The 14,050-nt window shown below is 45.6% G+C and carries 12 protein-coding genes; 1 reads left to right on the top strand and 11 read right to left on the bottom strand.

Features of this window, described 5'->3' with window-relative positions:
- Nucleotides 1-47 precede the first annotated feature (47 nt).
- A complete protein-coding gene (locus ACE3K2_RS09150) occupies nt 48-1,052 on the bottom strand; it encodes an aldo/keto reductase (protein ID WP_421889089.1) in 1,005 nt (334 codons plus the stop codon).
- Nucleotides 1,053-1,252: 200 nt separating this feature from the next.
- Between ACE3K2_RS09150 and ACE3K2_RS09145 the strand changes: the two genes are divergently transcribed.
- Nucleotides 1,253-2,098 carry an AraC family ligand binding domain-containing protein gene (locus tag ACE3K2_RS09145; RefSeq protein WP_421889087.1) on the top strand — a complete coding sequence of 282 codons (846 nt, stop codon included), beginning with the start codon at nt 1,253-1,255 and terminating at the stop codon, nt 2,096-2,098.
- Between the two features lie 79 nt (nt 2,099-2,177).
- Here the strand turns inward: ACE3K2_RS09145 and ACE3K2_RS09140 are convergent, their stop codons facing one another.
- The 10 genes from ACE3K2_RS09140 to nagZ form a co-directional block, all read right to left on the bottom strand.
- Nucleotides 2,178-2,576: an Asp23/Gls24 family envelope stress response protein gene (locus tag ACE3K2_RS09140; protein ID WP_421889085.1), complete on the bottom strand. Its 399-nt coding sequence runs from the start codon at nt 2,574-2,576 to the stop codon at nt 2,178-2,180.
- Nucleotides 2,577-2,605: 29 nt separating this feature from the next.
- Complete coding sequence (locus ACE3K2_RS09135) at nt 2,606-3,685, bottom strand: AI-2E family transporter (RefSeq protein WP_315935129.1); 1,080 nt, start codon at nt 3,683-3,685, stop codon at nt 2,606-2,608.
- A 35-nt stretch (nt 3,686-3,720) separates the two neighbouring features.
- On the bottom strand, nt 3,721-5,178 hold the full coding sequence (locus ACE3K2_RS09130; RefSeq protein WP_421889083.1) for a sensor histidine kinase: 1,458 nt from the start codon (nt 5,176-5,178) through the stop codon (nt 3,721-3,723).
- Nucleotides 5,156-5,863: a response regulator transcription factor gene (locus tag ACE3K2_RS09125; protein WP_421889081.1), complete on the bottom strand. Its 708-nt coding sequence runs from the start codon at nt 5,861-5,863 to the stop codon at nt 5,156-5,158. The genes ACE3K2_RS09130 and ACE3K2_RS09125 overlap by 23 nt, the downstream gene beginning before the upstream one ends.
- Before the next feature lie 243 nt (nt 5,864-6,106).
- Entirely contained in the window at nt 6,107-7,552 is a 1,446-nt protein-coding gene (locus ACE3K2_RS09120; RefSeq protein ID WP_421889079.1) for a 4-hydroxyphenylacetate 3-hydroxylase family protein, read from the bottom strand.
- A 183-nt stretch (nt 7,553-7,735) separates the two neighbouring features.
- Complete coding sequence (locus ACE3K2_RS09115; protein WP_421889077.1) at nt 7,736-9,694, bottom strand: FtsX-like permease family protein; 1,959 nt, start codon at nt 9,692-9,694, stop codon at nt 7,736-7,738.
- Entirely contained in the window at nt 9,669-10,439 is a 771-nt protein-coding gene (locus ACE3K2_RS09110) for an ABC transporter ATP-binding protein (protein ID WP_421889075.1), read from the bottom strand. The genes ACE3K2_RS09115 and ACE3K2_RS09110 overlap by 26 nt, the downstream gene beginning before the upstream one ends.
- A 309-nt stretch (nt 10,440-10,748) precedes the next feature.
- The gene (locus ACE3K2_RS09105) at nt 10,749-11,732 is read right to left on the bottom strand and encodes a sensor histidine kinase (RefSeq protein ID WP_421889073.1); all 984 of its coding nucleotides are present in this window, start codon (nt 11,730-11,732) and stop codon (nt 10,749-10,751) included.
- Nucleotides 11,729-12,433 (bottom strand): response regulator transcription factor, encoded by a 705-nt coding sequence (locus tag ACE3K2_RS09100; RefSeq protein ID WP_421889071.1) that lies wholly within the window; start codon nt 12,431-12,433, stop codon nt 11,729-11,731. The genes ACE3K2_RS09105 and ACE3K2_RS09100 overlap by 4 nt, the downstream gene beginning before the upstream one ends.
- Nucleotides 12,434-12,474: 41 nt before the next feature.
- On the bottom strand, nt 12,475-13,803 hold the full coding sequence (gene nagZ / locus ACE3K2_RS09095) for a beta-N-acetylhexosaminidase (protein WP_421889069.1): 1,329 nt from the start codon (nt 13,801-13,803) through the stop codon (nt 12,475-12,477).
- Nucleotides 13,804-14,050 lie beyond the last annotated feature (247 nt).

The following is a 14,050-nucleotide window of genomic DNA, read 5'->3' as shown; positions in this document are numbered from 1 at the left end:
TTTTTAATTTTTATATTATCAATATCGTTTTCTACTATAATTTTCGGTTACCAAGGATAATTACCCATGCCGTCCAAAATGCTCTCAATCTCATTGAGTTCTTCCGTCGTTAGATCCGGTGCCTGAAGGGCAGCTACGTTTTCTTCAATCTGGGACACACGGCTTGCACCAATCAGGGCGGAGGTTACACGGTTCCCACGCAAAATCCAGTTCAGAGCCAATTGGGAGATCGTCTGACCTCTTCTTTCCGCAACCGCCTGAAGCGCATCGAACTTGGCAATCCGATCGTCCGTGTAAGCTTCTTTTTTCAAATTGCCGGTTGGATTGGCTCGTTCTTCCTTGATCTTGTCAACATACTTATTCGTCAACTGACCGCGGCCGAGTGGACAGAACGCAATTGAACCTACGCCCTGCTCACCCAATACGTCCTGCAAACCGTCTTCAATCCAGCGATTGAGCATCGAATAGTTTGGCTGATGAACCAGACATGGTGTACCCAGACGACGAAGAATGGTCACCGCTTCTTGTGTCTGTTCTGCATTATAATTGGATAAACCCACATACAACGCCTTACCTTGCCGCACGATATGATCCAGCGCTGTCATCGTTTCTTCCAATGGCGTATCCGGATCTGGACGGTGATGATAGAAAATGTCCACATAGTCCAGTCCCATCCGGCCAAGACTTTGATCGAGACTCGCAATCAGGTTTTTGCGGGAACCCCACTCTCCATAAGGTCCGTTCCACATATGGTAGCCTGCCTTCGAGGAAATAAACAGTTCATCCCGGTAAGGACGCAGATGTTTTTGGTAGATCACACCAAAGTTCTCTTCGGCTGAACCTGGAGGTGGACCATAGTTATTCGCCAGATCAAAATGGTTAATTCCGAGGTCAAAGGCACGCAAAATCATCTCTTCCTGAATATCCAATGTACGGTTACCACCAAAGTTCTGCCATAAACCCAGCGCAATTTGCGGCAGTCTGATTCCGGATTTGCCGGAACGTACATATTTCATCTCATCATATCGTTGTTCACTCGCAGTATAGGGCATCGGTATTCTCACTTTCCTGTAAGGTTTGTTGAATTCCTTTTCATCTTAGACATTTTTCAGGCAAAACGATATGGCATTTCACTTTGAACATATGGAAAAATGGTTGTTATCTATATATACTGATCTTTAATCATTCATGTTTTAAACGAATAAATATGTTAAAATGCAAGATGAGACGAAATCGTCAGGAGTGAATAACCTTGATTACATATATGTTCAAGAACAATCATTTTCAGGAGCTGCAGCTCCTTCATTATGGCACGGAGGCTTGTACACCGGGTCACCACTTTGGCCCTGCCATGAGAGACTATTACAAAATTCATTATATTTTGAATGGCAAAGGCACCTTCGAAGTGGGAGGCAAAACGTACACCCTGCACAAAGGTCAAGGTTTTCTAATCGTTCCGCATTCTGTTGTTCATTACCAAGCAGATCAGGATGACCCCTGGGAATACAGCTGGGTTGCTTTTCAAGGCAGAAACAGTCCATCCTTTTTGCAGCAGGCTTGTCTGTCAGAGCATCACCCGATTTTTGAACTGGGCAATGAGGATGACGAGATGCGATCCTGTCTGCATCGAATGATTAATTCGCGTCATGCCCATAAAGGCTGGGAGATCAGTATGACTGGGTTGCTATATCAATTCTTCTCCATTTTGATTGATCAGGCCAATCCAGCGCACCTTCCACCCACGCAGGATTATTCGAAGGAAACGTACGTGACACAAGTAATGGACTTCATTGAAATGAACTATGCCAATGCCATTACGGTTCAATCCATCGCCGCCCATGTCGGTTTGCAGCGCAGTTACCTGTGCTCTCTCTTCAAGGACCAGATGGGAAGCAGCATCCAATCGTATCTGGTCCATTACCGGATGCGCAGGGCAGCCGAATTGACCCTTGATCCCGGTCTGACCATTGGTGATATTGCCCGCTCGGTGGGTTATACGGATCAATTGCTTTTCTCCAAAATGTTCAAAAAAGTGATGGGCGAAGCCCCCACCTATTACCGCAAACATAAAACAGCACCCTCCCAGTTAAGCTGCTAATTGGGAAGGTGCTGTTTTGGCCAATCCATATATCACTTGCATTTGTTCAATACTTAGAATCGTTATCTCTTACATTCGGTTATACCGTCTCCGGCATGGATACACCAACGATTTGTACTTTAATTTCATTGACCATAACGCCGGCTAATTGTTCTACAGCCTGTTGAACATTATGTTGAAGTTCACGGCAGACCTCATGCATCTTGTTACCATATTGAATGTTGATGCGAAGTTGGATGGTGGCCTGATCGTCTTTGACGTGCACATCAATCCCTTTTTGCAGACTCTTGCCGCTAATGCTCTTGGCAATGCCTTCAGTCAGACCAACGGACATGGAGGATACCCCAGCTGTGGATTGAGCGGCCATACCCACGATCTTGGATAACACATCGTTCGAGATGTGAATGGTACCCATTTGAACAGATTGAGGTGCGATATATTCAGGTTCGTTATATGGTTTTTCGATAATTTCAGACATGTGCTCCACTCCTTCGAATAATTTCAATTCTATGCATTCTGCCATTTGTCCTTGAAGAACATGTTATAGATTCGAACCAAAAGAATTTTAACGATCATATAAACCGGGATAATAATCAGGATGGCAATAATACCACCCAGGTCCCCTGCACCCAAGACCAGAATAATCGTCGTAAGCGGGTGAATATCGAGCTTTTTGCCGAATACGTAAGGTGCTACCAGGTTGTCCTGAATCTGCTGAGCAACGAGAATAATAATCAGAGACCAAATGGCAACTGATGGCGATACCACGAGACCCATGATGACAATAGGTACGGACGACACAATCGCGCCAATAAACGGAACAAAGTTCATGATGACCGCGATCACCGTGAGCAGTAATGCGTACGGCAGTCCAATGATCAGGAAACCGATATACATCAGTACACCCAGTGCCAGATTGACCAAGACTCTTCCCACAATAAAACCACTCAGCGCCTGATCAATCTCAAGCACAACTTCCCGGCTGTCATTTTGGAAACGTTTTGGAGCAATATGTGCCAGTTTACGGCCAAATTTCTCACCTTGTTTCAGCATATAGAACAGAATGATCGGTAATGTAAACAGGATGATCGCAAAACTGGAAACAAGCGAGAAAAATCCACTTACATAGTTCGTTACAAAGTTAAATCCTTTGTTAATATACTCCGTGATCTGAGAGAAAGGTGTTGAGCCCTCAGGGAATAAGGCTTGTATAGCACCATTTTGCTCCAGCTCTCTCAGCTGCTCACTTAATGAATTGATTAGATTCGGTGCGTTATCGACCAGGTTCACCAATTGCTCTCGTAACGATGGCCATAAGCCAATGATGAAGAATACTCCCAGAATAGCAATAACCAGATAGATTAGCAAAATACTTAGCGTACGATTTATTTTCTTTTTCTCCATATAATTCACAAGCGGCCTTAGCAGATAATAAAAGAACACGGACAACATCATTGGTACGGTGATAACCGTGATCATGGTGACAAGCGGCTGAAAGATGAAGCTCACACGTGATAATAAATAGATATTAACCAATATCAGCGCCAGTGCAATACTGAACCGGACAAACGTATTTGCTTTGAACAAAATTTTCCCCTCCACATGGACAGTTCTTCTCTAATTTAATTTGGAATCTGAATGGTAAACACAGTGGTCTCTCGCCCACGCCGGGAAAGGATCAGCCGTCCACCCATTTTCTCCGTATTTCGCTGTGCGATGGATAATCCCAATCCGGTGCCTCCAGTCGCTGTCCGCGCCTCATCTCCTCGTACAAACGGGTCAAAGATCGTTGACCACAGTTCCTGAGGTATGCCCACCCCGGTATCTGCCACTTCAATCACCACATGGGTATGAAGCGGAATGAGTTCCACGCGCAATTCTGTCCCAAGCGGGTTGTAAGATAAGGCATTGGTGATTAGATTCTGAATGACTCTGGATAACAGCTCCGGATCATACCTTGCATAGATCTCCTCATCAGGAACAAGTACATGAAGGACAAACTGTTTCTGTTCAATTTCCCCATAGGTATCTGCCATGATCTCCCGCACGAATTCTCCAATTTCTCTTCTCTCAATCTGCATGCGAAAATCAGGCGAATCCACCTTGAGCAGCTCCAGCATATTCTGTATCATGCGTGCAACTTGAACCGACTTGTTATAGATGTATCCCAGATATCTTTGCTGCCTGTCCTTGTCCTCTCCACGTCCTTCCACCAAAGCCTGAGCATATCCCTGTATGGATGTTATCGGTGTTTTCAGATCATGTGATAAGTCTACAATCAGTCGCTGTTTGCTCTCTTCGGCGTATCGTTTCTCCGCAGAGGTGTTCTCAATGACGTCCGCCATGTAGTTAAAGGTCTCACCAATCTGGACAAACTCCCTCTCGGCCGAGATCGACATCCGTGTACTATAATTTCCCTGGATCATCTGCGTAAGACCCGAGGAGAGAATACTGAGTGGTTTTTTGATTCTCCGTGCGACCCAATAGCTATATACAAAAATCAACAACAAAACCAAACCGATGCCAATCATAATGTAAAAGGATAATGGATGTTTCAGATTGGTAATCAACTGATTATCATTAATCCTTACGCTGACCAGATCACGCGGGATCTTCAGCAACACATACGTTGCCGTTTCTTCTGCCTTAAACGGAGTGATGGAGTAATAGTACGGCTGGTCGCTTCGGTTTTCCAGTCCAGCATACAGATCAGCTTCACTGTATTGGGTGAACGCATCTTGCTTGTCTCCCACATGATGAATGACGTTGCGATTTGCATCCAAAATCTCAATCCAGCCTCCGCTGTCCTTGAGACGTTGAATCTCTGTGTCTTTCCCTTGCGACACCGAACCTCCACCGGAGTAAAATTCATTCTCCAGCTCTGACACATATACGTGGGCTTCAACATTCAGATCCGGATCAACGACCTGATCCGAAATGCGAAAATCCACAACATCCAGTGACACCATAAGGTACACGATTAATACCAGTAACAGCAAAAAGAAGTTGAACAGCAAGAAATCCAGTGTCAGGGATGTCTGCAACAGTCGCTTTTCTCTAGCTTTCCATGGGCGCTTCAATTTTGTATCCCAGTCCCCTTATCGTTTTGAGATATTCCGGTTGTCTGGAATCACGCTCGATCTTCTCCCGAATGTTGCTGATATGTACCATGATGGTGCTGTCCTCGTGCGCATAATAATCGCCCCAGACCGCTTCGTATATTTTTTTACGGGTGAACACCCGGCCAGGTTGATCGAGCAACAATTCCATAATTTTATATTCTGTAGAGGTTAATGTTACAGGTTTTCCTGAACGAAAAAGGATACATTGGGAGCGATCCAGCGTCAGATCACCTAATACCAGATTTTCTTCTTTCACTGCCGTGATCTCCGCTGCATCAAATTGATTAACTCTTCTGAGCAATGCCTCTACTCTGGCGACAATCTCAAGCGGGTTGAATGGCTTCGCTATATAATCATCTGCCCCAAGTCCGAGTCCAAGGATTTTATCGTGATCCTGACTTTTGGCGGACAGGAACAATACAGGCATGTGATGTGTAGTCCTGATCTGTTTGATCAACTGCAATCCATCCATTACAGGCATCATAATGTCCAGTATGACCAGATCGATCTGTGTTGAACGTATCCATTGTAACGCCTCGGCTCCATTCACCGCAGTCTTAATCGTATAGTCCTTCTCCAAATAGAGCTGAAGCAGTTCCACAATTTCTGGTTCGTCATCTGCAATTAATACGGTGTATCTCATGTTATTCCTCTCATTTCCTATACTCTATGCCTATCTCTACATTAATACTATATACTACGTCTCTTAATTCAACCTAAATCATTTCTAAAGATAATCTAAATAAATAGAAACAAAGCCCTGGCACAGACCAGGGCTTGAAGAAAACTTCAAATATAGAAGGACTGTTTTCATTCTTGATGCAAGCTGTTGATTCAAACTGTTCATTCAAACTGTTCATTCTTCTTTCAGACTACTCACATCAAGTCATCTCTTGTGCGACCGAAGCCACGGTTCAACTCTGGCCAATAAATGTTCCTTGTCATATTGCACATATTGGCTCGCCCGGTTGCGAACAGGATCACCCGCGTAGAAACGTTCATACAGATCATGCCTTGCTCCGAGTGGACTTCCTGTCAGTTCCCATGCCAATTGAAAAAGACGAATCTTCTCCGGAGCTTGCAACGTTACTCCACCAAGATATTTGTTCATCATGGAGCTTATCCTTTCATTGCCCTCAAACATACCTGAAGGAATCTGCATCAAACCACCCGCAGCAATCGTCTTCAAAATCTCCACTGCGCGCGGATAATAACGATTGCCCAGGTTACGTGCGGTTTCAATATATTTGAATTCCGGCAGCCAGTTGCCGTATGTGTCCGGCTTGGACTGTGCTTCAGCGGCAATAATCAGTCCCTCGATAGTCTGCATCTGACTGATCATCTCACCGAGTTGTTCCTGCACATTCAGGAAGGAGTCCACCGCGATCTCCTTGGCAATGGCGGAGGTCACGGCTGTAATGAACTCCAGTTTCGAGTGTAATCGGATAACGCTCTGATGATAAGCCAGACTGGACGAAGCTGTATTACAGCGAATCTGCCATACAGCTTCAGGGTTATTGTGCAGCAATACACGTTCCCAGGGCACAAATACATCGTCAAAAAATAACACAGCATCCATCTCATCATACTGGGCACTGAGTGGATGTGATCTATCCGAATCTTTTGCCGCAAATGTTTCTCGACACATCATGTGCAAGCCCGGACTGTCCGCGGCTACAATTACCATATGGGCCAGCTCTGGCAGGTGGGACGGAATTCGTTGAACGGGATAAGCTATGATATCATCTGCATAAGGCGCTGCTGTTGCCACCATTTTGGCCCCGCGAATAAATACGCCCTCCGTATTGCTTTTGACAATCCTCAGCATGGCATCCTCATCTTCACCTACAGGCAAGGAACGATTAATCTGCGGGTCACGCTGGACAATGCTCAGGAATGCATCTTTTCGTTTGGCTTGTTCAAAATAAGCCGATATTTTACCCGCAAATGCAGGATCATGTGCTGTCATCTCATGTCGTGTTGCATACCAACCGGTCAGGCGGGAGCGAGCATAATCAGATAATCGGCTCATCACCCCATACGTCCGCTCAGACCAAAGTCGAAAAGCCCCGGCTCTGCTACTCACGTCCAGAAGTGAACGGGGGACAAGAAAAGAGCGATGTACATAACTTCCCGTCTGTTCATCCCAATAGGCGACGGTTTCCCTTGTATCCGGGTCGTCCACCAGATTAAATAATCCTTCTATCGTTTGAAGGGTTCCCTGAAAGGCCGGATGCTGGGTTACCCGGATACGCTCACCATCCAGCCATACATTCCGCTCATCCTTCAATCGTTGAATGTAAGCCTGTCCACGAGACATCGTGATGCTCATGATATGTCCTCCCTCTCAGGCACCAGCCTGCTATTCAACTGTGATTCTTCTTTTCACAACTAATCAACTGCTTAGAAATTATGTAATGATACATTATGTATCTAATGAAATAGTACTGTGCCTGGGATAGAAAAGTCAACAGACACCGAACTACAAGTCCGATGCCTGTTAAATCATACTTTTTTAGACTAACTTGGAATACATATGACGCAGGTACCGCCAGCGCACAAGTGCAAAATACAGGATCTGCATGGAAGCAAAGACCATGAAGATACGAAGACTGTATCCGAAGACTGAGAAATCAACCAACTGTTGCAACGCTACAAAGGCAACCGAACTGTGAACGACGGCAACCAGAATCGGCAGGAAGAACATAAGCAATAGCTGCCTTGTTACGATCTGGCGGAGTTCGGGACGGCTGAGTCCCATTTTGCCGATCATGCGGTACTGCGCTTCATCCCGTTCGAGATCTGCATAGAGTCTGAAATAGGTGAAGCTTGCTGCAAAGGTGAAGAAAACAATGCCAATCAGTCCGCTCAGGATCAGGATAATTCCATTCGTTTGTTTCGAATTGAGCCAGTCCACCACAAGTGCACTCACCTGGAAGTAACCTCTATTGGAATGATTCTGTTGAACGGATTCGATCAATTCAGGAGCAAAGCTGCGTGTGCCCATCCAATCTTTCACGATAAATTGAACCGTTCGCATGGAATAAAAATCTTCAGGCATTCCGACTTCCTCATTGTACGCCGGTCTCATCGTATCGAACAATTCGTCGGTTACGATGTAGATATTAATTTCACCTTGAAAAGGAATCACAATCTCGGTGCCAGGTGTCGATAGCTGAACAGGTACGCGCTGATTCTCCACCTCCAGATAGACCTCCCCTCCCGAGAATCCTTGTTCCGCCTGTCCACGGAACTTCTTGCGAACAGCCAAATTGCTTGGTGTCATAAATGACTCATCGACCTGTTTCAACGTGCGTTCTTCATACCCAAGTGCCTTCGCCAGACGGTTATATTCACTCAGCTTGATGATATATCCATTGTTATTTTCAGCTAGAGGAGCATAGCTGCCCTTCACGTAGGGAACTTGATTATCAATCAACGTTTCTTCAATCTGACGAATATGTCGATCCGAGTCGGGAGTATCCCATGAATTCATAAAACTGAATGCATATGGATTCGACATGGATGACAAGCCTGGATCAGCAATTGCGAGCATGGTACCTATCCCCGTAAATGAAGATGCAGAGATGATACTTACCATGAAAAACATGATCGCGTTATCTTTCATTCGATAGGTTAGTTCCGACAGAAAGAGCAGATTGGTTTTACGGAAAAATAACCGTGGATTGCCTTTGAGTGCCCGGATGATATATACACTGAGCTGTGTGAACAGGAAGTACGTACCTGCAATCACGACCACGACACTTGCCAGTAATAACGGAAACGAGAAGCTTACCCACACAAATGTGAATACCCCTGCATAGCCTCCGCCAATGAACAGTACAGATAACAAGGCGAGTAGACGTGATGCCTTCGGTTCCGGTTTTGGCTTTTCCTCTGATTTCACAAGGTCAATAAGTGTTCCTTTCCGTATGAGTAAGGATGATGCCATGGCAATCACTACAAACAGCAGCAAAAATGCTCCAGCCGTCAAGGCAATGCCTTTTAGCGGAAAATAGAATCGAAGGCTGTTCTCAACAGCCAGCATGGAGCCACAGATAAGCAGAATCAATTTGCCAAAAACAATTCCCAGTCCAATACCGGTAATAATCGAAGCTAATCCGATACACATATTCTCCATAAATAAGAGCCGGTTCATCTGTTTGCGGGTCATGCCAATGATCAGGAAAATACCAAATTCCTTCTTGCGTGTCTTCAGAAATGAACCTACCGAGTAGAGCAGGAACAAGAATGAAAAGATGAATATAATGATCTCCGCAATCATAAACCCCTGGTTGGCAAGTAAAGTAACCGTTCCATTGGAACCCTTTAACCCTTCTTTCAGATCGGGATGGAACAATAGCAATGCGTAGGTAAAAAAGATCATGACGGAGAATGTACTGCTCAGGAAATGAGCCAGATAAATTCGTTTATTGCGAACAACGTTATTAATGGCGAACTGGCGAAAATTCATGTCCTGACCCTCCCATTAGGGATAATACATTGATAATCTTCTGGTAAAAGGCTGCACGATTATCGCCGTAGTGAATCTCATTGTATAGCTTGCCATCTTTGATAAAGACGACTCTGCTGCAATAACTTGCAGCTACTGCATCATGAGTGACCAACAGCATCGTCGCCTGATCCTCCTGATTGCGGGTTTCGAGGATCTCCATCACATCTCTGGCCGCCTTCGAATCCAGATTACCTGTTGGTTCATCCGCCAAAATCAGTTTCGGAGAATGTATGAGCGCTCTGGCAATGGCTGTACGTTGTGCCTGTCCACCCGATATCTCATAGGTTCGCTTGTTCAGAATACTTTCGATTCCCAGCTTGCTTGCCAGCTGTTCTACACGTGTGTTCATCTCCGCTATGTGAACGCCGTCAAGCGTCAGTGGCAGCACGATGTTTTCCTTGACTGTCAGGGTATTTAACAGATTAAACGATTGAAAAACAAATCCCAGCTCTTTACGCCGAAAGAGCGCGAGTTCATCTTGATTCAATTCAAACGGATTCTTCCCTGCAATCCGCAGTTCTCCTGAGGTCGGATGATCGATGGTGGAGATCATGTTCAGCAGCGTTGTTTTACCACTGCCGGATGGTCCCATAATGCCGACAAACTCACCTTTCTGAATACTGAGATCGATGCCGGATAATGCTTCATAGGACACAATACCTTTATAGATTTTACTGATCTGATTGACAGAGCAAATCTCCATAGTTACAACTCCTCTAATGAAAGTGAATTCGAAAATTAAGATACGCTGATGCTGTGTGTCTGCATAATAAGGGTGGCCTTTTCTGTGATCCTCATGACTACAGTCTATCGAAGTTTTGGTCATTCTCCTATGGTTTAACCTTTCATCAACATGACAATGTTGTAAGGTTGCACAGTAAAAATCCAAAAAAGACGCCATCGCCTCGACGGGCAATAGACGTCTCCAATCCATTTGACACATCATTATGTTTATACTCATCATGCTTCAGTCCGAATTCACACGTTCCACTTTCGTCTTCCACCTGCCACTTCAGGAGTTGAATGTAATTCGGACAGTCGTGCCTTCGCCGTACACGGATTCCAGATCGATCCGATGATTCATTCGTGTTAACACTTCTTTGGCAATATACAGCCCCATACCTGTGGACTCTTTGAAATGCCGTCCGTTCTCCCCGGTGAAGAACGGTTGGAAGACTCGATTCAGATCAGACTTCGGAATCCCGATGCCTTGATCTTTTACTTCCAGCACAATGGAGCGTTCCGCTTCATATGCACGCATATGAATCTTTTGCCCGCTGCCCGCAGAGTACTTGATTGCATTAGACAGTAACTGTACCAAGACAAAACGAATCCACTTGGCATCGGATTGCACTACCAGCGCAGAATCAATATGCATCTCTGGATAGACGTGATTGCGAATGAAGAATCGCTTCAGCTCATGGATCGCCTCTTCCCCAGCGTTCTTCAGTCCCACTGGTTCAACACTGAAATCCTGCTCGAAGGTATCCAAGCGAGCCACATACAACACCGTTTCCAATCCACGTCTCATCTGGTCAGCTTCCTCCCGAATGCTTATGAGCCGAGGATCGTCATCCTCTTGGTCTTCCACGGTCAACTCAATGACGGATAATGGTGTCTTCATCTGATGTACCCATTGGTTCATAAACGTCAGATATTCTTGCTGACGCTGTTCCAAACGATGCAGATGAGCATGATACTGTCCGTATTGTGAATCCAGCAACTTCTCCAGTGCACGTGATAATGGACTTGTTTCGTTCAATGGTACAAATTCCTTCAGTGAATCCATCGATCGTGACATCCGGGCATAAAAAGAGCGATGTGAATAATAACGATACACCAAATATCCAACGTACAAAAATAATCCCAACGCTACGGCATAAGCAGCCGTGATCCAATCGTTGTATCCGTCGTACCAGAACACCGCAACAACGGTGAACAAGATGGCAACCACCCAGCAAGTTAACGCGAGATGTTCTCGTATAAACAGTCTCATGATGGAGAAGCGTCCTTCCAGTTATTATTCAGTCGATAACCCGATCCTCTGATCGTTTCCAGTGCATCCGTGATACCAAGCTCGGCTAATCGTTTACGCACCCGGGTAACGTTAACACTGAGTGTGTTATCATCCACAAACGAGTCATCCCACAGCTTCTCCAGGATGGTCTCCCTGCTCACAAGTTTGGGACTGCGGCGCAGTAAGGTTTCCAGCAGAATGGTTTCCTTCTTTGTCAACTGCACTGTGCAATCACCAAGCTGAATCTCCTGTCTTTCCAGATACACAACCAAGCCATCCAGTTCCACCTTACGTTCTTCGTCACGTGCAGCATAGTCCCCATACACCCGGCGTAGCTGACTCCGAATTTTCGCCATGACGATCTCGTGTTCAAACGGCTTCGTAATATAATCATCCGCTCCGTTCTCCAGTGCCATGACCTGATCCATCTTTCCGCTCCGGGCGGAGATAAACAGAATTGGGCAGGTAGACAATGTGCGGATCTGGCGGCACCAATAGAAACCATCGTAACTGGGCAAGTTGATATCCAGCAGTACAACATGCGGCTGTATCCGCTCAAACTGTTGTACAATCATTTCAAAATCCTCGGCCAAAACGGCCTTGTCCCCATAACGTTCAATATGTGATTTCAATAATCCCGCAATCTTGGGATCGTCTTCTATAATCATAATCGTATACATGGTTGGGTCTCACCTCTGCCAAAATCATAACACAGGTTGTATTATCTAGCATCGACCTGCTTACGCCAATTCAGAATATCCGCGTTTAATTGCTTCAGATCTCCGGAGGTTTTCTGGTCATCTGATAACTTGTACTGCTGCTTCAATGCCAGGATCCGATATACACTTTCATCGATTCGGGATTCAGAGATCTCGCCTGACTTCACTGCACTTGTTAATGTATCAAAAATCGTCTTGGCACTTTCATAACTGTGAGCTACCAAAAGAATGTCACTTCCTGCTTTAACCGTCGCCAGAGCAGCTTCGTCCAACTTGAAGTTCTTTGCAATTGCTCCCATACTCAGGTCATCTGTGATAACCACACCGTCATACTTGAACTTCCCGCGCAGATGCTCACCGATGATGACATCGGATAAGGAAGCCGGATGATCAGGATCAAGCTTCGGGAACAGAATATGTGCCACCATGACTGCTTCCACTTGCTCCTTCACCGCGGCCTGGAACGGAATCCATTCAAGCTCGGCCAGTTGTTTTTCCGTTTTGTTCACGACAGGCAGATCGAGATGGGAGTCCACGGACGTATCACCATGTCCCGGAAAATGCTTTACGACTGGAATAATGCCTTCACTACGTAATCCTTTCATCTCAGCAATCCCCATGCGTGACACCAGTTCTGCCGAGCTGCCGAATGATCGATCTCCGATCACCGGGTTCTTCGGGTTACTATTCACATCCAGCACAGGCGCGAAGTCCACATTAAAACCTGCAAGCCGGACTTGTCTCGCCAGCAATTCCCCCATCGTTTCAGCCAGCGCACTATCTTTTGTCTGGCCTACCTTTTTGTTGGAAGGAATGGATTCCACCGTCTCCGGCATACGACTGACTTTGCCGCCCTCCTGATCCACACTCATGAAGATTGGTACCGGGTTGGACTGATTCGTGTCCTTAATGGATTGCACAAACTTGGCTGTCCCCTCAAGTGTTGTTACATTGTTGGCATAGAAAATAATGCCCCCTACCTTCTGATCCTTAATCATTTGTTTCGCTTGATCATCCAGTGTTGTCCCTTGAACACCAGCAAGTATCATCTGTCCAATCTTCTCTTCCAACGTTAATGAACGGAGTTGCTCCTGAACCGGATCGGCTTCCTCCTGCACTTCTTCCTGCGGTGGAACGGTATTCTGCTCCGGTGATGAGGAAGATTGCCCTGTGTTGGAGCCAGCATTCGAGCCGGTGTTTGAGCCTGTTGCAGAAGAAGGTTTCTGAGCTTGTCCACATGCCGATAATAGCAGAACGATGCCAAATAGAAGACACAGCTTCCCCAGTGATTTTCTCCATTGATTGTTCGAATTGTAACTATAGTTGTACAAGGATATTCATCCTCCTTATGTAATGTCGTCTTGGCAACCCTTGGGTTCAGGCATAACCTTATCATAAGGTGTTGAATTTTCAAAATGAGTTGTACTAAGGATCGAATCGTTGTTCAGACACATAAGCAGCAAAAAAAGTGGTTGCAATGGAACTTGAGATGTGGAACTTAATGGTGTTGTGACTATGCGCGTGCGAGGTATATGGGAGTAATAAATAGTGGCAGCGGTGCAGAAAATGATTTTCTAT

Source organism: Paenibacillus sp., from assembly GCF_048976745.1.
Lineage (GTDB): Bacteria > Bacillota > Bacilli > Paenibacillales > Paenibacillaceae > Paenibacillus.
Note: the sequence above shows the minus strand (reverse complement) of the source record. Positions and strands in the feature narration are given on the sequence as shown.

Coding starts and splice junctions, on each gene's coding strand:
- ACE3K2_RS09150 (WP_421889089.1), bottom strand. CDS start 1,052: ATGCCCTATACTGCGAGTGAACAACGATATGATGAGATGAAATATGTA.
- ACE3K2_RS09140 (WP_421889085.1), bottom strand. CDS start 2,576: ATGTCTGAAATTATCGAAAAACCATATAACGAACCTGAATATATCGCA.
- ACE3K2_RS09125 (WP_421889081.1), bottom strand. CDS start 5,863: ATGAGATACACCGTATTAATTGCAGATGACGAACCAGAAATTGTGGAA.
- ACE3K2_RS09120 (WP_421889079.1), bottom strand. CDS start 7,552: ATGAGCATCACGATGTCTCGTGGACAGGCTTACATTCAACGATTGAAG.
- ACE3K2_RS09115 (WP_421889077.1), bottom strand. CDS start 9,694: ATGAATTTTCGCCAGTTCGCCATTAATAACGTTGTTCGCAATAAACGA.
- ACE3K2_RS09110 (WP_421889075.1), bottom strand. CDS start 10,439: ATGGAGATTTGCTCTGTCAATCAGATCAGTAAAATCTATAAAGGTATT.
- ACE3K2_RS09105 (WP_421889073.1), bottom strand. CDS start 11,732: ATGAGACTGTTTATACGAGAACATCTCGCGTTAACTTGCTGGGTGGTT.
- ACE3K2_RS09100 (WP_421889071.1), bottom strand. CDS start 12,433: ATGTATACGATTATGATTATAGAAGACGATCCCAAGATTGCGGGATTA.